The sequence below is a fragment of the Parahoeflea halophila genome (assembly GCF_900220985.1).
Classification (GTDB): Bacteria; Pseudomonadota; Alphaproteobacteria; order Rhizobiales; family Rhizobiaceae; genus Hoeflea; species Hoeflea halophila.
The window spans coordinates 98,093-119,216 of the sequence record NZ_OCPC01000005.1; the positions used below are offsets into that span (position 1 = coordinate 98,093).

Annotated in this window: 16 protein-coding genes; 9 read left to right on the plus strand and 7 right to left on the minus strand. The window is 61.8% G+C overall.

The features are described 5' to 3' along the window. Positions 1 to 64: 64 nt before the first annotated feature. Together CRO46_RS15890 and CRO46_RS15895 are read right to left on the minus strand one after the other, a co-directional pair. Positions 65 to 835, minus strand: a complete 771-nt coding sequence (locus CRO46_RS15890) for a transporter substrate-binding domain-containing protein (protein WP_097108791.1) — start codon at positions 833 to 835, stop codon at positions 65 to 67. 48 nt (positions 836 to 883) lie between these two features. Next, a complete protein-coding gene (locus tag CRO46_RS15895) occupies positions 884 to 1,690 on the minus strand; it encodes an ABC transporter ATP-binding protein (protein WP_097108792.1) in 807 nt (268 codons plus the stop codon). Positions 1,691 to 1,820: 130 nt separating this feature from the next. Between CRO46_RS15895 and CRO46_RS15900 the strand changes: the two genes are divergently transcribed. The 4 genes from CRO46_RS15900 to CRO46_RS15915 are packed head-to-tail and all read left to right on the plus strand — an operon-like array spanning position 1,821 to position 6,062. Continuing rightward, positions 1,821 to 2,669 carry a dimethylarginine dimethylaminohydrolase family protein gene (locus CRO46_RS15900; protein ID WP_097108793.1) on the plus strand — a complete coding sequence of 283 codons (849 nt, stop codon included), beginning with the start codon at positions 1,821 to 1,823 and terminating at the stop codon, positions 2,667 to 2,669. Beyond that, complete coding sequence (locus tag CRO46_RS15905) at positions 2,666 to 3,295, plus strand: TetR/AcrR family transcriptional regulator (RefSeq protein WP_097108794.1); 630 nt, start codon at positions 2,666 to 2,668, stop codon at positions 3,293 to 3,295. Before CRO46_RS15900 ends, CRO46_RS15905 begins: the two co-directional genes overlap by 4 nt. Positions 3,296 to 3,300: 5 nt before the next feature. Continuing rightward, entirely contained in the window at positions 3,301 to 4,464 is a 1,164-nt protein-coding gene (locus tag CRO46_RS15910; protein ID WP_097108795.1) for a pyridoxal phosphate-dependent aminotransferase, read from the plus strand. After that, entirely contained in the window at positions 4,464 to 6,062 is a 1,599-nt protein-coding gene (locus CRO46_RS15915; protein ID WP_097108796.1) for a 5-guanidino-2-oxopentanoate decarboxylase, read from the plus strand. Before CRO46_RS15910 ends, CRO46_RS15915 begins: the two co-directional genes overlap by 1 nt. 34 nt (positions 6,063 to 6,096) lie before the next feature. On the opposite strand, the gene argE is transcribed toward CRO46_RS15915, so the two are convergent. Continuing rightward, a complete protein-coding gene (gene argE, locus CRO46_RS15920) occupies positions 6,097 to 7,296 on the minus strand; it encodes an acetylornithine deacetylase (protein WP_244577927.1) in 1,200 nt (399 codons plus the stop codon). A gap of 221 nt (positions 7,297 to 7,517) precedes the next feature. Between argE and CRO46_RS15925 the strand changes: the two genes are divergently transcribed. The 5 genes from CRO46_RS15925 (at position 7,518) to CRO46_RS15945 (ending at position 13,297) form a co-directional block, all read left to right on the plus strand. Continuing rightward, a complete protein-coding gene (locus tag CRO46_RS15925) occupies positions 7,518 to 8,537 on the plus strand; it encodes an ABC transporter ATP-binding protein (RefSeq protein WP_097108797.1) in 1,020 nt (339 codons plus the stop codon). Next, positions 8,530 to 9,570 (plus strand): ABC transporter ATP-binding protein, encoded by a 1,041-nt coding sequence (locus CRO46_RS15930; protein WP_097108798.1) that lies wholly within the window; start codon positions 8,530 to 8,532, stop codon positions 9,568 to 9,570. Before CRO46_RS15925 ends, CRO46_RS15930 begins: the two co-directional genes overlap by 8 nt. Positions 9,571 to 9,590: 20 nt before the next feature. Next, entirely contained in the window at positions 9,591 to 11,291 is a 1,701-nt protein-coding gene (locus CRO46_RS15935) for a peptide ABC transporter substrate-binding protein (RefSeq protein WP_097108799.1), read from the plus strand. An 88-nt stretch (positions 11,292 to 11,379) separates the two neighbouring features. Continuing rightward, positions 11,380 to 12,387, plus strand: a complete 1,008-nt coding sequence (locus CRO46_RS15940; protein WP_097108800.1) for an ABC transporter permease — start codon at positions 11,380 to 11,382, stop codon at positions 12,385 to 12,387. Further along, positions 12,380 to 13,297 carry an ABC transporter permease gene (locus CRO46_RS15945; protein WP_097108801.1) on the plus strand — a complete coding sequence of 306 codons (918 nt, stop codon included), beginning with the start codon at positions 12,380 to 12,382 and terminating at the stop codon, positions 13,295 to 13,297. Before CRO46_RS15940 ends, CRO46_RS15945 begins: the two co-directional genes overlap by 8 nt. A 30-nt stretch (positions 13,298 to 13,327) precedes the next feature. Here CRO46_RS15945 and CRO46_RS15950 read toward each other — a convergent pair whose 3' ends face one another. From CRO46_RS15950 to CRO46_RS15965, 4 genes are all read right to left on the minus strand, one after another. Next, complete coding sequence (locus CRO46_RS15950; protein ID WP_097108802.1) at positions 13,328 to 14,209, minus strand: transglutaminase family protein; 882 nt, start codon at positions 14,207 to 14,209, stop codon at positions 13,328 to 13,330. Between the two features lie 5 nt (positions 14,210 to 14,214). After that, on the minus strand, positions 14,215 to 16,614 hold the full coding sequence (locus CRO46_RS15955) for a circularly permuted type 2 ATP-grasp protein (protein ID WP_097108803.1): 2,400 nt from the start codon (positions 16,612 to 16,614) through the stop codon (positions 14,215 to 14,217). A 3-nt stretch (positions 16,615 to 16,617) separates the two neighbouring features. Beyond that, positions 16,618 to 19,974 (minus strand): transglutaminase family protein, encoded by a 3,357-nt coding sequence (locus tag CRO46_RS15960; protein WP_097108804.1) that lies wholly within the window; start codon positions 19,972 to 19,974, stop codon positions 16,618 to 16,620. Positions 19,975 to 20,219: 245 nt separating this feature from the next. Further along, positions 20,220 to 20,687, minus strand: a complete 468-nt coding sequence (locus tag CRO46_RS15965; protein ID WP_097108805.1) for a chemotaxis protein CheW — start codon at positions 20,685 to 20,687, stop codon at positions 20,220 to 20,222. Between the last annotated feature and the right edge of the window lie 437 nt (positions 20,688 to 21,124).

Sequence of the window (21,124 nt, forward strand, 5' to 3'; positions counted from 1 at the left end):
CTCACCGGCCCGGCGGATCAGATCCGCCGGGCCGGTGGCAGCGCAACGCGCCAGGTCGGACATATTACTGGCCGTAGATGTCGAAGTCGAAATAGGCCTTCGAGAATTCGGCATAGGTGCCGTTTTCGCGGATCGCTGCGATGGCAGCGTTGAATTTTTCGCGCAGCTCATCGTCGCCCTTGCGCAGGCCAACGCCGACGCCGGCACCGAGGATGGCCGGATCGTCTTCGACGGCGCCGACGATCTCGCAGCAGGCATCGGATTTGACGAAGGCGTCCAGTGCCAGCGAATCCGCCATCACGGCATCAACACGGCCTGCAGCGAGATCCTGGTTGGCTTCGTCCTGGGTCTGGTATTCCTTGATCTCGGCGGCTGCGTCGGCGAAGTGCGTTGTCACGTAATCCTGGTGGATGGTGGAGACCTGAACGCCGATGATTTTGCCTTCGAGGCCGGCAGCGTCCGGCGTGATGCCCGACCCCTTGGACGTCGCGATCACCGATGGCGTGTTGTAGTACTTGTCGGAGAAATCAATCGTCTTCTGACGCTCCTCGGTGATCGACATGGAGCCGATGATGGCGTCGATCTTGTTCGATGTGAGCGCCGGAATGATGCCGTCCCAGGCCACGGGGGTGACCACACAATCAAGCTTGGCTTCAGCGCAGACGGCGTTCATGAAGTCGATTTCCCAGCCGGTCCAGTTGCCCGCGGCATCCGGCTCGGTGAACGGCGGATAGGGCTCGGCTGCGACGCCGACACGCACGGTTTCGGCGGACGCCGCACTGGCTGCAAGTGAAAGGCCAAAAGCGGCAATCGTGGTGATGATTTTGTTCTTCATGGTTTTCCCCTGTTTAAAGAATTCGGGCTGAGCCCATTGAGCCTTGGACTATTCGACAGTCGCAAGGAATTTCTGCAGGCGCTCGGATTTGGGAGCGCTGTAGACTAGATCCGGCGGGCCTTCCTCCTCGATCACGCCATCGGCGAGGAAGACCACATGGTTGGCAACCTCGCGGGCGAACTTCATTTCGTGTGTGACCAGAAGCATGGTGCGGCCTTCACGCGCCAGATCGGCAATCACGGCCAGCACCTCACCGACCAGTTCCGGGTCCAGTGCAGAGGTCGGCTCATCAAACAGCATGACTTCGGGTTCAACCGCGAGCGCCCGTGCAATGGCGGCGCGCTGCTGCTGGCCACCGGAAAGAAAGGCAGGATAGACATCGCGCTTGTCAGACAGTCCGACGCGCTCGAGCAGCTTCTCGGCGCGCGCAATGGCCTCGTCGCGCGGCACGCCCATGACCTGCACCGGCGCCTCGATGACATTTCCGAGCACAGTCATGTGCTGCCACAGATTGAAGCTCTGGAACACCATGGCGAGCCGGGTGCGGATACGGCGGAGCTGGGCCGCGTTGGCGGGCCGGAGCCCGTCCCGGCCATCGGGTTGCATTTCGATGGTCTCACCCTGGATGCTGACGGCACCGCTGGTCGGAAGCTCCAGCATGTTGATGCAGCGCAGCAGGGTCGACTTGCCCGATCCGGACCCCCCAATAATGGCGACCACATCGCCGTTTCCGGCTGTCAGCGACACCCCCTTGAGCACTTCAAGGTCGCCAAACCTCTTGCGAAGATCGGCAACTTCAACAGCTGGTGTGGATGCTTGGGCTCCGGTCTTGGCACCGGATTGTGGACTGCTCATGCGGCTCCTCTGATGCTCCGGGTGGAGCGAAGTCGGGCAATCGTGCCCCTTGCGCGGTAATTAATCAAGTGTATAATTTCACAAATTTTTCCCCTCAATGGACCATCTCATGACATACGGATCTCAATCCATGACGCCCCCGCTCAAGCGGGTATTGATGCGCGCGCCGGGCGACAGCCTGCGGCAGGCCAAGGCGGAGGACTGGCATTATGGCGCCGGCTTTGACGCAAATCGTGCCATCGAACAGTTCGGGGTATTTGCCGGTCTGGTGGCAGCCAGCGGAGCGGAGATCATCTGGATCGAGGACACCAGCGACGGCCTCGCCGACGCCATGTTCACGCATGATCCATCGCTGGTCACGGACAAGGGTGCCGTGATCCTGCGGATGGGGAAATCCGGCCGGATGGGCGAGCCTGACCTGCACGAGGCCGCCTACAAGTCAGCGGGCGTTCCCATTCTGGGCCGGATCGAAGCGCCAGGTGTGGTTGAGGGTGGCGACTGCATCTGGGTGGACGAAAACACACTTGCGGTGGGACGCGGTGTGCGCACCAACCAGGCAGGCATTGAACAACTGGGTGCAATTCTGGCGCCACTAGGCGTCAATGTTCTCGGCTTCGATCTTCCGCTTGGCAATGGCGCCGAGGCCTGTCTGCACCTGATGTCGGTAATGTCGCCGCTCGATGAGAAGTTGGCCCTGGTCTACGCCCCGATGCTGCCGGTGGCGTTCTGGCAATTGCTGAAGGACCACGGTTACACGCTGGTGGAAGCTCCCGACGACGAGTTCGCGGCCTCAAACGGCCTCAATCTCAATGTGCTGGCATTGACGCCGGGCGAAGTGATCATGGTCGACGGGTTTCCGAAAACCAGGGCGCTGATGGAACAGGCCGGATGCAAGGTCACCGCGTTCAATGCGGACGCGCTTTGCATTCCCTGCGAAGGCGGCCCGACCTGCCTTACCCGCCCCGTGTGGCGTGAATGACACGCCGGACCTTCCATCGCGAAAGCGAGGCTGTCCGCCAGAATGACCTGATTGCGGCCACTCTCGACAGCGTCGCCGAACTCGGATTGGCCGGCGCGACCGTACGGGAGGTTGCGTTTCGCGCAGGCGTCACGCCCGGGCTGATCCGGCGCTATTTCGACAACAAGGAGCGGCTTGTCGCGAGCGCCTACCGGACTTTCATATCGGACCTTATCGCCGCGGCTGAAGCGGGCTGCGGGGAAGGTTCCGCCCAAACACGCCTGGCCGGATTGATCCGCGCCAGCGTCACCGCACCCGTGGCCGACGGCCGGACACTGTCGATCTGGGCGGCCTTCATCGGAACGGTGCATTCGGATCCGGCGATGGCGGAGGTCCACAGTGAAGGCTACCAGGCGTTTCGCGATCTGGTCGAAAGGCTGATCGCTGAAGTTTTCGCCGAGCGCGGGAGGCCGGCCTCCCCCCAGGAGATCCACCAGCATGCGATCGTGCTCAATGCATTGCTGGACGGACTCTGGATCGAAATTTCCATGGGCGGCGATGATTTCTCCCGCCTCAATGTGGTGCAGATCGCACTCAATTCCACGGCCACACTGCTTGGCATCGACCCGGCCGACTTCAAGGACTGATCATCATGAGATATGCGGCAATCACCGAGCGGCTGGCGCACACCGGCGGCGCCAAATGGGCCATTCACCAGCGCAGCCGCGAGATGGAGGCCGCTGGTGCCGGCATCATCGAACTGACTATCGGCGAGCCGGACCTGCCGCCGGATCCGCAACTGTTCGAGGTCTGCCACCAGTCGATGCTGGCCGGGCGCACCGGTTATTCGAGCGGCCGGGGTGAACCCGAATTGCTCGACGCGATCGCAGCCCGCTATTCCAGACGCCGCGAAGGCGTGGACCGGAGCAACGTGCTTTGCTTTCCCGGCACCCAGACGGCACTTTACGCAACCATGATGGGTTTGACCGGACCCGGTGATGGTGTGCTGGTGGGCGATCCTTTCTACGCCACCTATGACGGCGTCATCACCGCCAGCGGGGCGCATCGCCAATCTGTGCCTTTGAGGCCGGAAAACGGGTTCCGTCTTACCGCAAGCGATCTGGAAGCTGCAATCACGCCGGCCTCGCGGGTGCTGTTGTTAAATTCACCGCACAACCCGACAGGGGCGGTGTTGAGTGCGGAGGAGGTCGCGGAAATAGGTGCGGTCTGCAAGGCGCACGATCTCTGGATTGTTGCCGACGAAGTCTATGAAGAGCTGGTATTCGACGGCGCGTTCGCCTCCCCCTTCGACATGCCGGAACTTGCCGACCGGGTGATTGCGGTCTCGTCGATTTCCAAGTCGCACGCCGCGCCGGGTTTCCGCAGCGGATGGGCGGTTGGCCCGCAGGAATTCTGCGAGAAACTGCTGCCACTGTCGGAAACCATGCTGTTCGGCAACCAGCCCTTTATCGCCGACATGACGGCCTTTGCGCTCAACAGCGATCTGACCACCTCCACCCGGATGCGGGAATCCTACAAGCGCCGTGCTGCGCAGTTTGCCGACACGCTGGAGAAGACCGGATCGATGGTGCCGTTCCGGCCGCGGGCGGGCATGTTCATCGTTTTCGACGTCTCCGCTACGGGGCTGGACGGCGAGACGTTTGCCTGGCGGCTGCTGGACGCTGGCGTCGCCGTCATGCCCGGCTCGTCCTTCGGCGACAATGCCGGCAAACTGATTCGGCTCAGCCTGACGGTGCCCGACGAATCGGTCGTGGAAGCCTGCCACCGGATTTCCAGCTTTGTGGAAAGCCTCTGATGAGGGCCGCAGCTCCCACGGTCGGCGAAGCCCTGGTCAGCATGCTCGAACAGGCTGGCGTCGATACCGTCTTCGGCATTCCCGGTGTTCACACCATCGAGCTTTACCGGGGTCTTGCCAGCAGCGCGATAAAGCACATCACGCCGCGCCACGAACAGGGTGCAGGCTTCATGGCCGATGGCTATGCCCGCGTCACCGGGCGCCCCGGCGTGTGCTTCGTCATTACCGGGCCGGGCCTGACCAACACGCTGACCGCGATGGCGCAGGCGCGGGCCGACAGCATCCCGATGCTGGTAATCTCCGGCGTCAACGCCACGGCGACGCTGGGCAAGGGCCGCGGGCATCTACACGAATTGCCGGACCAGGCGGCGCTGGCTAACACCGTCGCTCTGTGGTCGCACACGCTGACCGATCCTGCTGACCTCGGCGAGGTTCTGGCCCGCGCCTTCTCGGTCATGACCAGCAGCCGACCGGGGCCGGTGCATATTGAAGTCCCGACCGACGTGATGAAGCTGCCGGCAGACGCTGCGGGCTTCGCGATGCCCCAAACCTCACCGCTGCATGCAGCAGCGGCCGATCTCGAAGCGGCGGCAAGACTTTGCACGCAATCGAAGAAGCCGGCGATCCTGCTCGGCGGCGGAGCGGTCCGCCATGCCGTGGCTGTGCGCCGTCTCGCCGAGGCTCTTGATGCTCCGGTGATCAGCACCACCAATGCGCGCGGCATCATGTCCGGCCATGCGCTGGACGTTCCCGCCAGCCCAAGCCTTGCCTGTGTGCGGGACATGCTCAATCAGTCGGACCTGGTTTTGGCGCTTGCAACCGAGCTGGGGCCGACCGACTGCGACATGTACGAGGATGGCGGCTTCACGCTTCCGGCAAATCTGTTGCGTGTCGACATCGCCGAAGATCAGCTGGCACGCGGACCGCAGCCGGCCCTGGCGATCAAGGCCGACATCGGCTGCTTCCTGCAAGATATGCATTCAAGAGCCAACAGCTGGGCACGTCCGTCCTCAGACGGCGCCGCCCGTGCAGATGCACTGCGCGAGAATGCGAAGGCTGAGATCGGAGAGGGCTATCTCGGTCACATCGACCTGTTGCAGGAGATCTGGCAGACACTGCCCAAAGCCACTGTGGTTGGGGATTCGACGCAGCTTGTCTATGCCGGAAACATGTATGTTGAAGCCCCCTGCCCCGCCTCCTGGTTCAATTCCGCTACCGGATTTGGCACGCTGGGCTACGCGGCGCCGGGTGCAATCGGCGCAGCACTTGGGGATACCGCCCGTCCGGTGGTGGCGCTGCTCGGTGATGGCGGATTCCAGTTCACGCTGGCCGAACTCGGCAGTGCGCGCGATTGCGCCGCAAACGTGGCGTTCCTGGTGTGGAACAATTCCGGTTACATGGAAATCGAGACCTCGATGGAAACGTCCGAGATCACTCCGATCGGCGTGACCCCGTCGGCGCCGGATTTCTCTGCCGTGGCCGCAGCCTATGGTCTGCCGTCACGACGGGTGTCGACCCGTGAAGGCATCATGACTGGGCTCCGGGATCTACCTCGGCCCTGCCTGATCGAATTCGTCGACGACCGCACCCGCGGCTGAAGACAGCAGCAGCCCCACCGCCGCTTTTCAGGGCTTAGGCGCACATGGAATCGAGCAGCCTGTCGATGAACGCCTCGCCGGCGGCGAGCTGTTCGAGGCTGAGAAACTCGTCGGGCTGGTGCGCCTGAGCAATGTCGCCGGGGCCGCAGATAACAGTGGAGTAGCCGCGCACCTGAAACTGGCTGCCCTCGGTGCCGTAGCTGACCACGTGCTGGCCATTGTCGCCGGTCAGCCGCCGAGCCAATGTTTCTGCCGGACCATCCGTTTCTGGCGACAGGGCTGGAAGCGCAAACCCGCGTTTCAACTCAAAACCCGCGTCGGGATGGATCTTCTGCATCTCGGCTGTCAGTTCAGCCGCTTTGGCTTCGAACAGGCCGGCCCAATGATCAGGGCTTTCACCGGGCACGAACCGGAATTCGATAAAGAACCGGCAATCCTTGGCGGTAATGTTGTGCGCGGTGCCACCCTCGATCTCGCCGACGTGCAGCGTCGTGAAGGGCGGCTCGAAGGGGCCTGCAAGTTCAGAAGGCGTGCGCTGCTGGTTCTCTGCGTTGCGCTGGTTGGCCCAATCGATCAGCTTTGCCGCCTGCATGATGGCGCTGACGCCATAGTGCAACAGCGAGGAATGCACTTCGTGTCCCCGGACATGGACGTGATAACCCAGCCCTCCCTTATGGCCCGTGACCACCTTCATCATGGTTGGCTCGCCGACGATCACTTCGCGCGCGCGCGGCAATGCACCCAGCAGGGTTTCAACCAGATCGACGACCGCGACGCAGCCAACTTCCTCGTCAAAAGACAAGGCCAGTTGCAACGGGCGTTTGAGCGGCAGTTTGGCAGCCCGGGCCATGGCCAGCAGCGCCAATGCGTCAAAACCCTTCATGTCGCAAGCACCGCGGCCATAGAGCTTTCCGTCGCGCTCGGTCAAAGTCCAGGGATCGGTGGACCACGCCTGCCCGTCGACCGGAACCACATCAGTGTGCCCTGACAGGATCACACCGCCATCTATCTCCGGGCCGGTCTGGGCGTAGAGATGGGCTTTCATTCCACAGGGGCTCATCACCCTCTGCGAGGAAACGCCGTGACCCTCGAGATAGGTTTCGACCCACTCGACAAGCGGCAAATTGGTGTCACGGCTGACAGTCGGATAGGAAATCAGCTTTGCCAATATGTCGCGCGCCGCAGAAACGTCTTCCATGAATTCACCCCAGGACAGTTGGAATCTTCGGTGCATCACCGGCTTTCCACACTTTTGTCGACACCGCCGCTTGATGTCCATAGCCGGTTCTGCGGGAAATTTTATGTCGGGTTCGGTCAGGATTGAACAGTTATCGCTCAAACTGAAAAACCCCACTGGTCAACCTGAGGGAAATTGGTCAATAGTATGCACCACCGGCGTCGCAAGATCAGACCGGCAACAAAAATAACGGGAAAACATCTCCCGAGGGGTACAAAATGCCAGACACGGCCATGCCAATTCTGGATGTTGAAGGGCTTAAAACGGTTTTCCGCACCCGAGGCGGTGAAGTGCACGCGGTCAACTCCGTCGACTTCGATCTGCGCCCGGGGGAATTGCTCGGCGTCGTCGGGGAAAGCGGGTCCGGAAAATCCGTGACCATGATGTCGTTGCTTCGGCTCCTGCCCTCTCCGCCTGCGGAGATGCGGGACGGAAAAGTGATGTTTGATGGTCAGGACCTGCTCAAGATCAGTCCGGAGGAACTGCGCAAGGTACGCGGTTCCAAGATCGGGTTCATCTTTCAGGACCCGATGACATCGCTCAATCCGGTCTACACGGTAGGCTTCCAGCTGGCGGAGCCGTTGCGGGCGCATCTTGGCATGTCCAAGGCACAGGCCAGGAAACGGTCGATCGAACTTCTGCAACTTGTCGGCATCCCCGACGCGGAGCGCCGGCTCAAGGATTATCCGCACCAGTTTTCGGGCGGCATGCGCCAGCGCGTGATGATTGCCATAGCGCTTGCCTGCGATCCGCAGGTGCTGATCGCCGACGAGCCGACCACGGCGCTAGACGTCACCATTCAGGCGCAGATCATCGAACTGGTGAAGGAACTGCGCCAGAAGCTGGGGATGGCGATTATCTGGATTACGCATGATCTGGGCGTCATCGCCGGTATCGCCGACAGGGTGATGGTGATGTATGCCGGCCAGGTGGTCGAGGAAGGCCCGGTCGGTGAGATCTTCCGCGACCCGCAGCACCCTTATACCCAGGCTCTTCTCAAGACGGTGCCCGCCGTTCGCGGCCCCCGCGAAGAGAAGCTTCAGGTGATCGAGGGTCAGCCACCGATCATGTATGGCGCGCCCGTCGCCTGCTCGTTCCGCAACCGGTGCAAATATGCGTTCGACCGATGCTCAGAGGAAAATCCCAAGCTGCGCAGCGTATCGGCACCTGGCCATCGCGCGGCCTGTTTCCTGCTGGACAAGGCCCCAACGCAAGAGCCGGAGGCCGTGAATGGCTGAAGTCGAAGACGCCAAACCGCTCGTCAAGGTGCGGGATCTGAAAATGTATTTTCCGATCCATGCGGGGCTGTTCCGGACCCATGTCGGCGACATCAAGGCCGTGGACGGGGTCAGCTTCGACATTCTGCCGGGCGAGACACTTGGACTGGTCGGCGAATCCGGCTGCGGAAAATCCACCGTCGGGCGATCGGTCCTGCGGCTTTACGACGTGACCGGCGGAACCGTTGAGATCAACGGTTTCGAGATTGCCCATGTCCACCGCGACAGCCTGCGCTCCAAGCGGCCAATGATGCAGATGATCTTCCAGGATCCGCAGGCAAGCCTCAATCCACGGATGACGGTGGCCAGCATCATTGGCGAGCCGCTGGACGAGCATATGAAACTGTCCCCGGACGAGCGGCTCGCACGGATCTACGAATTGATGGACTGGGTAGGCCTCAACCGGGAATTCGCCAAGCGCTATCCGCACGAGTTTTCCGGCGGCCAGCGGCAGCGCATCGGCATTGCCCGGGCACTGGCGCTCAACCCCAAATTCATCGTCTGCGACGAACCGATCGCAGCGCTTGACGTGTCGATCCAGGCACAGGTGGTCAACCTGCTCGAGGAACTCCAGGAACGGCTGGACCTGACTTACCTGTTCATCAGCCACGATCTGTCGATGGTTCGCCACATCGCCGACCGCGTCGCGGTGATGTATCTGGGCCGGATCGTCGAAGTCGCATCCCGGGAAGCGCTGTTTGCCGACCCGCTGCACCCCTACACACAGGCGCTGCTTTCAGCCGTGCCGGAGCCCGATCCGGAATCGGAACGGCATCGCAAGCCAATCGTGCTGCAGGGCGATGTGCCCTCGCCGTCCAACCCGCCCAAGGGCTGCAACTTTTCAACCAGATGCCCCAAAGTCATGGATATCTGCCGGCAGATCGAACCCGCTGTCCGCGACTTCGGAGAAGGAAGACAAGTGGCTTGCCATCTGTATTCCGAGAGCATGCAAACGACCGCGGAACCAACCGCCGGCGACATAACAAACCAATAAAAATCAACAAGGAGACAGCCATGAAACTCAAAGCACTTCTGATGGGCGCCGTCGCCGCGATGGCGATTGCACCTGTCGCACACGCCGAGCGAGGCTCGGACGGCGAGGTCAAGATCATCTACTGGCAGGCGCCATCAATCCTCAACCCTTATCTCTCGGGCGGCACCAAGGATATCGAATCCGCATCGCTGATCGTCGAGCCGCTGGCCCGTTTTGACGAGACCGGCAGCCTGGTACCCTGGCTCGTTGACGAGATCCCGACGGTCGAGAACGGTGGTGTTGCCGAAGACCTTACCTCGATCACCTGGAAGCTCAAGGATGGCATCAAGTGGTCTGACGGTACGCCTTTCACTTCGGCAGACGTCAAGTTTACCGCCGATTACTGCATGGCGCCTGACGGCGGCTGCGCCCAGAGCGCCAAGTTCGACGGTGTCGCCAGCGTCGAGACCCCGGACGACCTGACGGTGATCGTCAACTTTACCGGCCCGAAGCCTGTTCCCTACGCTGCATTCGTTGGCGCGCAATCGCCGATCATCCAGAAGGCACAGTTCGCAGACTGCCTTGGCGCCAAAGCCCAGGAATGCACCGCAGCCAACTTCGGCCCGATCGGCACCGGCCCCTTCGTCGTCACCGACTTCAAGCCGAACGACGTCATCACCATGAAGGCCAATGAAAACTACCGCGACCCGGCCAAGCCGGCATTTGCGACGCTGACCTTCAAGGGTGGCGGCGACGCTGCAGCCGCCGGCCGCGCCGTGATGGAAACCGGCGAATTCGACTACGCCTGGAACCTGCAGCTGGCGCCCGACGTGATCGCCAAGATGGCCGAAGGCGGCAAGGGTACGCCGATCTCCGGTTTCGGGACCCTGGTCGAGCGCATCGAGATGAACATGACCGATCCGTCGCCGGACCTGCCGGAAGGCGAGCGGGCAACGGCAAAGCACCCGCATCCGATCCTGTCGGATGAAAGAGTTCGCCGCGCCTTGTCGATGGCGATCGACCGCAACCTGCTGGTCGAAATCGGTTACGGCCAGGCCGGCCGCCCGACCTGCAACCTGGTGCCTGCACCGGAAATCTTTGCATCCGACAACACCGACTGCCTGACGCAGGATGTGGAAGGTGCGAAGGCGCTGCTCGAGGAAGCCGGCTGGACCGTAGGTGCAGATGGCGTGCGTGAAAAGGACGGCAGGAAGCTCAAGCTGCTCTACCAGACATCGACCAATGCCGTGCGCCAGGACTTCCAGGCGCTGATCAAGCAGTGGTGGTCCGAAATCGGTGTGGAAACTGAACTGAAGAACATCGACGCATCCGTGTTCTTCGGTGGCGATCCGGCCTCGCCGGACACCTTCCAGAAGTTCTACTCGGACGTGGAAATGTACGCCAACAACTTCGACGGCACTGACCCGGAGCAGTATCTCGGCCAGTATAGCTGCGAGAAGGCTCCGCGGCCCGAAACGCAGTGGCAGGGCGAAAACATCAACCGCTTCTGCGACGCCGCCTATGACGAGCTCGTCGCAGAACTCGGCAAGACCGGCGAAATCTCCAAGCGCGCCGAAATCGCCAAGAAGCTCAACGACATGCTGACCAAGGACTCGATGACAATCGTGCCGCTGGTCGATCGTGGCCGCGTCTCGGCCCATTCTAACAGCCTCGGCGGTGTTGTGCTCAACACCTGGGATTCCGAGCTCTGGAACGCTGCGGACTGGTACCGCGTAAAGTAATGCAGACAGCGAATGGTCCCGTTTCGGCGGGGCCATTCCCCTCTGCCCGCCAATCCCCGCGCCATACTGCTGAACCGAGGCGTCGCCCATGCTGACCTTTATATTCCGACGATTGTTGTTGGCGATACCGACGCTTGTGCTCATCAGTCTGATCATATTCCTGCTTCTGGACCTGGCCCCGGGTGATCCGCTGGCCAACCAGCCGCTGAGCATCCCGCCGGAAGTGCGGCAGAAGATGCGCGATGCGCTGGGCCTCGATTCCCCCGCCTATGTCCGCTATCTGTTGTGGGCCAAGCAGTTCTTCTGGGTCGAACCCCTGGTCTTTGTCGACTGGGTGATCGGCACCAATTTCTCCGAAGGCATGCAGCGCATCGTCTCGTGGCAGTTCCGCTCGCCGGTGTTCGACATCATCATTCAGCGCATCCCGCAGACCCTCTGGGTTGTCGGACTTGCCTATCTTGTCGGCGTCCTGATCGCGGTGCCGATCGGCATCATTTCGGCCTACAAGCAATATTCCTGGTTCGATCAGATCGGCACATTCGTCTCGATGATCGGATTTTCGGTGCCGCCGTTCTTCTCGGGCGTGCTGATGATCGTTTTCTTTGCAATCATGCTGCCTTGGTTCCCGTCGATCTACGACACCACGCTGGTGGTCGATGATTTCGAGAGTTTTGGTCAGCAGATCCGGCAGATGACATTGCCGGTGATGGTGCTGGCACTCCAGACCACCGCGCAGCTGTCACGGTTCATGCGCGCTTCCATGCTCGACAATCTCAACCATGATTATGTCCGCACCGCGCGGGCCAAGGGAATGACCGAGAAGGTGGTGCTGCTGGTGCATGTGCTGCGCAACTCGATGATCCCGGTGATCACGGTTATCGCACTCGGCATTCCCTCGATCTTCGGCGGCGCAATTATCACCGAGCAGATCTTCAAGGTGAACGGATTGGGGCAGTTGCTGATTACCGCCATCTACGCCAATGACCTGCCCATGGTGCAGACGCTGGCCTTCATCTTCGCGGTGCTGATCGTGCTGTGCAATCTCATCGCCGACGTGCTGTACGGCCTGCTTGATCCGAGGATCCGCTATGACTGACACACCTCTCGAGCCCGTTGCCAAGGACACCTCAGCGCGATCGCAATGGTGGGACGTCTGGGATCAGTTCAAGACCCACAAGGGTGCCTTGTTCGGGGCCGCCGTGTTTCTGTTCATCGTGCTGTCAGTAACCCTTGGGCCGCTGTTGTGGCCCATCGAACCGACATTCATCGACATCAGGGCGCGGAACTCGGGGCCTTCGCTGGCGCATCCCTTTGGTACGGACCAACTGGGGCGGGATATCCTGGCGCGCATGATGGCGGGAGGCCAGGTGTCGATCGCCGTTGGCCTGACCGCCATGGCGATCAGCGTATTGTTGGGAACACTGATCGGGGTTGTTTCGGGTTTCTTCCGCAGGCTCGACGGCGCCCTCATGGGGCTGACGGACCTGTTCCTTGCACTGCCGCTATTGCCGTTGTTGCTGGTCATGGTGATGTTGTTCCGCGAAAGCCTGTCGCGCAGTTTTGGTCCCGAAACGGGCACCTTCATCCTGATCGTCTCGGCGATCGGAATCACCAGCTGGATGCAGACCGCGCGCATCGTGCGCGGCGAAGTTCTGGCGCTGAAGGAACGTGAATTCGTGCTCGCTGCGCGTTCGATCGGAACACCGTCGCGGCGCATGATCCTGCGCCACATCCTGCCGAACGTGCTCTCGCCGATCATGGTCTCGGCAACGCTCGGGATTGCGACGGCGATCATCACGGAGTCGGCGCTCTCGTTCCTCGGGCTCGGTTTCCCTCCGGACTTTCCGACCTGGGGCCGTTTGCTGTTTGACGCCGTCGATTACCTGCAGCAGTACCCGGAGCGGGTATTCTGGCCGGGACTGGCGATTTCGCTGACCGTGTTGAGCGTCAACTATATCGGTGACGGGCTGCGCGACGCGCTCGACCCCCGTATCCGCGGCCGCTGAGTGTAGCTTACGTGGACGGATAGGGTTCGTTTATTCGCCGACCGGGACGACATCGACGGATTGATTGCTTGTCTGCGTGCCTGCGGTGCGGATGGCGCCCCGTACCGGCGCCACATCGGCGTAATCGCGGCCATGGGCAACGACGATGTGATGGCCGGCTGCAAAGGTGGCGTTGGTCGGGTCATATTCGACCCAGCCGACGCCCGGCCCGCACCACGCGGACACCCACGCATGCATGGCATCGGCACCTTCAAGCCGCTCCTGTCCGGGCGGCGGCAGTGTGCGCAGATAGCCGCTGACATAGCCCGCGGGAATCCCAAGGCTCCTGAGCGCGATGATCATGATGTGAGTGAAATCCTGGCAGACGCCGTGACGGGCGGCAAAAGCCTCGGCCGCGGGCGTGTCAACGGTGGTTGCCTCCGCGTCAAAGCGCATTTCGCCATGCAGCGACTGGCCAAGATCCGCAACTATCTTTGCGCAGGCTTGACCATCGGACACCTGCGCCCGCGCCCACTTGGCAATCGCATGATCCGGTCCCGCATAGGGCGAGGCTGCAAGGAAATGCAGCGGCGATCGCGCACCCAGATCCGTTTCGGCCTCAAGTGATCGCGCCAGTTCGCGAAGCTCGACCGAGGCTGATCGAGCTGCCGTGCTGCCGGTTACCTCGACCCTCGCCTTGAGCGTAATCTCTATGTTGTTGTGCGGTTCATTGAAGGCCAGCTCAGTGAGCCTGTTGCCGAAGAAATCATCCCTGTCCCGGCGCATGGCCGGCTGTGGATCGATCTCGATGCTGCCTGCGATCAAACGCTGGCGCCCGGGAAGTGTCGCAGGCATGGCGTGCAGGATCTGGCGCGCACCGGCGGCCGGGGTCTGAAACGTGTAGTCGATCACCAGCTTGATGTCGTAGAGCATCGCTCTCATTCCAGAAACTGGGCGTGAAGGTCATTGGTCAGCAGCCCGATCGCCTGCCCCAGCTCCGTGAGTTTGGCTTGATCCAGGCTTTGGGGCGTGTGTACCGACAGATCGGCCTGAATACGCAGCACCGCCCTGGAGAGAGTGGAGAGCTGCCCATTCACATCCGCTCTGGGCAACAGGCTGACCTGATCCCGGATCTCATCGATGTGAAACGCGATCGACCGCGGGTTGAGCGGGTCAAGCGCCAGCAGGTCGACCACGGTTTCGCGGCTAGCCGTAATAGGGTAACGCCTGCGATGGCTCATGACGCTGTCGCCGACTTCAACACAGAGTTCAAACCCGCCATGCGGACCTGAGCGCTCGGCAAAGCTGCCGAGCAGATCCGCCATGGCGATAGCGCGCTCCAGTGAGCGTCCAATGGTCAGGAATCTCCAGCCACTGAAGCGGTACATGTTGTCATGCACCAGACCGGAAAACCCGGTGATCTTGCGCAAAAGCACACCCATTGCAGAGGCTGCGTCGTCGCCGCGAACGACGGTCTGGCGCATCTTGCCAACCGTCCTCTCAAGATCTGTCAGCGAGGCCCAGGCATCGACGGAAAAGCGGTCGCGGACCTGGCTAGCGGCGTTGACAGCGGCCGCAAGGGTGCGTTCGAGAGCGGGGGGAAGCGCTTCCGCACTGTCGAGACCATGCTTGCCGAGATAGGCTTCAAGCCGGGTCATCAGCGGGGTGCCTCCGGCTGGCGTTTCCGGCAGCCTGCTCATATAGGCCCGGGTCAGACGCATTTGTCCTTCCGCACGTTCGACGTAGCGCCCAAGCCAGAACAGGTTGTCTGCAGCGCGGCTCGGCAGCAGGCCCGGCGCCGACCGGACAAAGACCTCGTCGGTGTGGCTGAGCATGGTATCTTCCGTCACCGGCTTGTCCGAGACGATCCAGACATCGGCAACCGTTCCGCCGCTGCGCAGCGAGACCGCCGAGGAATCCTGATCGCTGGATGCCAAACGGGCAAAGCCACCGGGCATCAGCTTCCAGCCCTCGCGCGTGCGCGCCATGAAGACGCGGATCCGCATCGGCCTGGGCTTGAGCTGGCCCTCTTCCCAAGTTGGTGTCGTTGACAGGGATACCAGTTCCTGGCCGACAAGGTTGCGGCCTTCGCTGGCCAGCCAGGTGTCGAGATCCAGACCGATATCGGACATGTCGCCCCTGAGCACGGCGCCCGGTTCGGGTTCCAACGGCAGGCGCGTGGAAATGGCCGAGCCTATCATCATGTTTGCCGCATTCGCGCGAACGTAGTCGCGCTCCGCCTCACCGCCGCACCACCAGGTCGCAACATTCGGAATGCTTAGCGGCCTGCCATGCAGAACCTCGGACAGGCGTGGCATGAAAGCCTGAAAGGCGCGGCTTTCAATGATCCCGACGCCCAGCGCATTGATCATTGTCACCTCACCAGAGCGAACCGCCCCGAGCAGGCCAGGCGTGCCCAGACGCGAATTTGCCTCGAGTTCCAGCGGGTCGGACCAGGCGGCATCCATGCGGCGCCAGAGCACGCTGATGGGTTTCGGCCCGGAAACGGTGCGCACCATCAGCTTGCCGTCGTCGACTACCAGATCGTCCCCCTCGAGCAGCATCATCCCGAGATAGCGGGCGATATAGGCGTGCTCGAAATAGGTCTCGTTCATGGGACCCGGAGTCAGGATCCCTACCCGGCTGCCTTCCTCGCGGCGCATTGCGTTGAGCCCGTCGCGGAAACCGCGAAAGAAGGTTACAAGACGTTCAACATCGGAACCGCCGTAGAAGCCGGGAAAGGCGCGCAGCGAGGCGACCCTGTTCTCCAGCGCGTATCCAGCGCCCGAGGGGGCCTGGGTCCGGTCGCCCAGAACCCACCATGCTCCGTCGGGTCCACGGCCGATTTCAAAAGCGAGGAAATGCAGAAAATGCCCGGATGCCGGCTTCACCCCGATGAGCGGGCGCAGCCATTCCGGATTGGAAGCGACAAGACTGGCAGGCAGATGACCCTGGCTGACCAACCGGTTTTCGCCGTAGAGGTCCGCCACCACTGCTTCGAGCAACTCGGCGCGCTCCGCCAGGGCCTTGCCCAGCGCCTGCCATTCGCTCGCCGGCTGGATCACCGGGATGGGGCTCAGCGGCCAGTCGCGCGGATTGTTGTCTTCGCCATAGTGACGAACGAAAACGCCGGCATCGCGCAAATATTGCGCGCCGCGGGCGAAGGCACGTTCCCGCTCGTCGGCGCTCAGCCTGTCGAGATGGGAGATCAGACTGAGCCATTCCGACCGGATGCTGCCGTCCTCGCGCACCAGTTCATCGGGAACGTTTGGTACCGTGGCGTAGCCCGCCAACAATGAGGGACGATCCGGGTTCCGGATCGCTGCTTGGTCAGGCACCGGTCAGATCCCCGGCTTGCGGCGCAGATCGAGAGTGAAGGGAAACTCCGGATGCGGCGTCTCCGGCACCGGCATGGATGCGCCAGGTGTGTGACCACGATGTTCGAAGCGGGCAAGACGCCGGGCTTCCGCCTCGTTGCCATTAACCGGGAAGGTGTCGTAGCTGCGGCCACCGGGATGGGCGACGTGATAGACGCAGCCGCCCAGCGGCTTGCCGGACCAGCTGTCAAAGATATCAAAGGTTAGCGGTGCATTGACCGGCAGCACCGGATGCAACGCTAGCGCCGGCTGCCAAGCCTTGTAGCGGACAGCCCCAACCGAAGCTCCGGTCTTGCCCGTAGCGGCCAGCGGCATCGGGCGTCCGTTGCAGGTGACCATGTAGCGTGACGGATCAGCGGTTTCGAGCTTGACCTGGAGTCGCTCGACCGAGCTGTCGGTGTAACGCACCGTGCCGCCGATGGCGCCGGTCTCGCCGAGCACATGCCAGGGTTCGAGTGCCTGGCGCAGTTCGAGCTTGACGCCCTCGTACTCAACCTCGCCGCAGAACGGAAAGCGAAACTCGGCCTGGGCTTCATACCACTCGGAGCGCAGGTCAAAGCCGTGGTCCCGCAGATCGCGCAGCACGTCGAGAAAATCTTCCCAGATGAAATGCGGCAGCATGAAACGATCGTTCAGTGCCGTACCCCAGCGGGTGAACCGTCCCTTGGCCGGCTTCTGCCAGAAGCGGGCAACGAGAGCGCGGATCAGCACCTGCTGGGCCAGGCTCATGCGCGGTTCGGGCGGCATTTCAAAACCGCGGAACTCAACCAGGCCGAGCCGGCCGGTCGGCCCGTCGGGGGAGTAGAGCTTGTCGATGCAGATTTCGGCGCGGTGGGTGTTGCCGGTGACATCGGTCAGCAGGTTGCGCAACAGCCGGTCGACGAGCCAAGGCAAGGGCGGTTCGCCGGCATCGGGGTGCGGGATCTGTTCAAGCGCCATCTCGAGCTCGTAGAGTCCGTCATGACGGGCCTCATCAATGCGGGGCGCCTGGCTTGTGGGTCCTATGAACAGGCCCGAAAACAGGTAGGAGAGGCTTGGATGGCGCTGCCAGTGCAGGATCAGGCTGGCCAGGAGATCCGGTCGCCGCAGGAACGGGCTGTCGAGCGGTGTTGCGCCGCCGACGACCACATGGTTGCCGCCGCCAGTGCCGGTGTGACGGCCGTCGATCATGAACTTGTCGGCGCCGAGACGGGTCTGGCGCGCCTCTTCGTATACTCCTTCGGTAATGGCCTTGCACTCCTCCCAGCTTCCGGCCGGGTGGACGTTGACCTCTATGACGCCCGGATCGGGTGCGACCCGGATAACGTTGAGGCGCGGATCATGCGGCGGAGCGTAGCCCTCGATGTGGACCTTGAAGCCGAGCCGGTCGGCTGCCACTTCGGCTGCCGACACCAGTTCGAGATAGTCCTCCACCTTTTCGACCGGTGGCATGAACACGCACAGGCGGCCACCACGCGGCTCGACGGAAATCGCGGTACGAACGGCACCGTCCAGATCGCTGACGGTCTGCTCGACCCGCTGCTGAGTGGCCTCGGCGGCTGTAAACTGGGCGCGCGGCTGGGACGCCGCATCCGCGGCCCTGGAATCGGCCAGCGCGTCCTTTAGCGCCTTGGCTGCCAGATCCGGCAAATCGCCCTTGGGATCCGTCGGGTCCGAGGGATTGACGAAGGGATAGGACGAGGGCGGCACATAGGGCAGCGAGCCGAGCGGCAGGCGATAACCCACCGGGCTGTCACCTGGAACCAGGAACACATGCCCGCGCCGGGTTTTCCATTTTTCTGAACGCCAGCCCTTTCCTGCCGCCTTTGACTGCCAGCGCTGCACCGGCAGTACGAAGCCGGAAGGTTTTGCAAGACCGCGGGAAAACACGGTGGCAATGCGATGACGCTCTTCGGCGTCTTCGAGCTTGGAGTTCTCAGGCGTTACATTGTCGGGAAGTTTGCTTTCCTTGACGATCCACTCCGCCGGGTCTTCGTAGGCCGGGACCACATGATCGTCGGTAATACCGAGATTGCCGGCGATGCCGGCCAGAAGCTTGTTTGCGGTCTCAGGTGTCGCTTGCCCTGTGTCCTTGCCCTCATCGGCGATGAGCTCGGGATTGTTCCAGATCGGCTTGCCGTCGCGGCGCCAGTAAAGCGAAAAGGTCCAGCGCGGCAGTGTTTCGCCGGGATACCATTTGCCCTGCCCGTAATGCAGGAAGCCGCCCGGGGCGAAGCGGTTGCGCAACCTGCGGATCAGCTTGTCGGCAGCTTCGCGCTTTTGCGGCCCGACGGCTGCGGTGTTCCACTCCGCGCTCTCGAAATCATCGATCGAGACGAAGGTCGGTTCGCCACCCATCGTCAACCTGACATCGCCAGCCTCGAGCTTGGTGTCGATCTCCTGCCCGAGCGCATCGAGGGCAGCCCAGGATTCCTCGCTGAAAGGTTTGGTGATGCGCGGATGCTCGGCCATCCGGTCGACACGCATATCGAAGGCGAAATCGACTTCGGCGAAGCTGGCAAGCCCGGAAATAGGTGCGGCATTTCGGTAATGCGGTGTGGCGGCCAGCGGAATGTGGCTCTCGCCGGTGAGCAACCCTGATGTCGGGTCGAGACCGATCCAGCCTGCGCCGGGAAGGTAGACTTCGGCCCAGGCGTGAAGATCGGTAAAATCATGGTCAGTGCCGGCCGGTCCGTCGATGGCAACCAGATCGGGTTTGAGCTGGATCAGGTAGCCTGACACGAAGCGGGCGGCAAACCCAAGATGCCTGAGCACCTGCACCAGGAGCCAGCTGGTGTCACGGCACGACCCCTTGCCGGTCTCGAAGGTTTCTTCCGGCGTCTGAACCCCGGGCTCCATACGGATGACGTAGCCAATCTCGTTGGCCAGACGGGCATTGAGTCCGACGACGAAATCAACGGTGCCGGTTTCATCGCGTGGGATGCTGTCCATGAACGCCTGCAGTCGAGGGCCTGCAGCCTCCGGTGTCTGGTAGATCACCAAGTCGGGCGCGATCTCTTCGGGATAGCTGAACGGCCATTTCTCCGCCGTTTCTTCGACGAGGAAATCGAAGGGGTTGTAGACCGTCATGTCCGCGACCAGGTCCACTTCGATCCTGAATTCGGTTACAGGATCAGGAAAGACATAGCGCGCCAGCCAGTTGCCATAGGGGTCCTGCTGGTAATTGACGAAGTGTTTTTCCGGACTGACCTTGAGCGAATGGGAGACCACCCGAGTGCGGCTGTGTGGCGCCGGCCTGAGGCGGATAACCTGCGGACCGAGCGTGACCGGACGATCGTATTTGTAGTGGGTCAGATGATGTACGCTTGCCAGAATCGACATGTGTTTTATCCGTTGATCGGGCGGCCTTTCGACACGGGCCAGCATGCATGGCCCGACAGACCATGTCCACCGTTCATGATGCAGCGCATCCAGAAACCAATCGTAATTTTCTTGTAATCGGTGAGGCGCCGCAACTGGCAGAGACACGCTCGCTAAACGTGAGAACGGGCGCTGCGGATTGACCCGAAACGCCCGTTCGAAACAGTAGCATTGTAAGGTGCTGACAGCGGCCGTTCTGACCGGTGTCAGGCGGCGAGTTCGCCTTCTTCGTCAAGCAGGGAATCAAGATCGAGATGCGAGATCATCTGCTTGTCCTTGGCGATGATGGAAGTCGTCATGCGCTGGACTTCGGTGGCGCCGACTTCGGGCACCGACTGGATTTCATCTTCGCTGACGGTGACCATGTCGGACACATTGTCGACCAGAAGACCGACCAGCTGACCGCGGATGCTGGCAACGATGATCGCCGAGCGTTCAGTCGGGTCGATGGCTTCAAGGCCAAGCCGCAGCGCCATGTCGATGACCGGAATGACCGTTCCACGCAAGTTGATGACCCCGAGAACATGGCTCGGTGCGTGGGCCAGCGGCGTGGCTGGGGCCCAGCCGCGAATTTCCCTGACCGACATGATGTTCACGCTGAACACCTGCTCGCCGAGGAAAAACGAAATAATTTCAAGACCTGAAGTCTTATTGCCGGTTTGAGTCTCGTTCATCTTGTCCTCGCGTCAAGTTAGCCATACCGCGACTGGGCGTATCAACGCCTTTCATCGGCGGTCCCGGCCGGACCGGTTGAATAGTATTAAACGCGGCACCTTATCCAAAGCTTGCATGTGCCGATTGCGGAGAAACCCCGCGATGGGAAACGCATCATGCATGGGCAATGCCCTTTCCCAAGCCGAACCTTAGGCATGCTTTCGTTAAGAATGGGAAAACAAACCGCAGAAGAATACAGCGGGAAGACCGAAAAAAGCCCGCCGAAACCGCGACTTCAACTGACAGTGTAGACCCGGCGACTACACAACACACTCAAACCACTTCCTCGGCCGAGTATTTGCGGATCCAAGGTGCCTCATGTCGGCAGAACCCGGCGGCTCCATGCCATACCGGAAAGTGCAAACGGCGCTGATGCTGTCGATGATCGCATCAGCGC

Excerpts from the sequence above, each read along its gene's own strand:
- CRO46_RS15890 (WP_097108791.1), bottom strand. The coding sequence starts at position 835 with ATGAAGAACAAAATCATCACCACGATTGCCGCTTTTGGCCTTTCACTT.
- CRO46_RS15895 (WP_097108792.1), bottom strand. The coding sequence starts at position 1,690 with ATGAGCAGTCCACAATCCGGTGCCAAGACCGGAGCCCAAGCATCCACA.
- CRO46_RS15940 (WP_097108800.1), top strand. The coding sequence starts at position 11,380 with ATGCTGACCTTTATATTCCGACGATTGTTGTTGGCGATACCGACGCTT.
- CRO46_RS15945 (WP_097108801.1), top strand. The coding sequence starts at position 12,380 with ATGACTGACACACCTCTCGAGCCCGTTGCCAAGGACACCTCAGCGCGA.
- CRO46_RS15905 (WP_097108794.1), top strand. The coding sequence starts at position 2,666 with ATGACACGCCGGACCTTCCATCGCGAAAGCGAGGCTGTCCGCCAGAAT.
- CRO46_RS15910 (WP_097108795.1), top strand. The coding sequence starts at position 3,301 with ATGAGATATGCGGCAATCACCGAGCGGCTGGCGCACACCGGCGGCGCC.
- CRO46_RS15935 (WP_097108799.1), top strand. The coding sequence starts at position 9,591 with ATGAAACTCAAAGCACTTCTGATGGGCGCCGTCGCCGCGATGGCGATT.
- CRO46_RS15965 (WP_097108805.1), bottom strand. The coding sequence starts at position 20,687 with ATGAACGAGACTCAAACCGGCAATAAGACTTCAGGTCTTGAAATTATT.
- CRO46_RS15950 (WP_097108802.1), bottom strand. The coding sequence starts at position 14,209 with ATGCTCTACGACATCAAGCTGGTGATCGACTACACGTTTCAGACCCCG.
- CRO46_RS15925 (WP_097108797.1), top strand. The coding sequence starts at position 7,518 with ATGCCAGACACGGCCATGCCAATTCTGGATGTTGAAGGGCTTAAAACG.
- argE (WP_244577927.1), bottom strand. The coding sequence starts at position 7,296 with ATGCACCGAAGATTCCAACTGTCCTGGGGTGAATTCATGGAAGACGTT.
- CRO46_RS15960 (WP_097108804.1), bottom strand. The coding sequence starts at position 19,974 with ATGTCGATTCTGGCAAGCGTACATCATCTGACCCACTACAAATACGAT.
- CRO46_RS15930 (WP_097108798.1), top strand. The coding sequence starts at position 8,530 with ATGGCTGAAGTCGAAGACGCCAAACCGCTCGTCAAGGTGCGGGATCTG.
- CRO46_RS15915 (WP_097108796.1), top strand. The coding sequence starts at position 4,464 with ATGAGGGCCGCAGCTCCCACGGTCGGCGAAGCCCTGGTCAGCATGCTC.
- CRO46_RS15900 (WP_097108793.1), top strand. The coding sequence starts at position 1,821 with ATGACGCCCCCGCTCAAGCGGGTATTGATGCGCGCGCCGGGCGACAGC.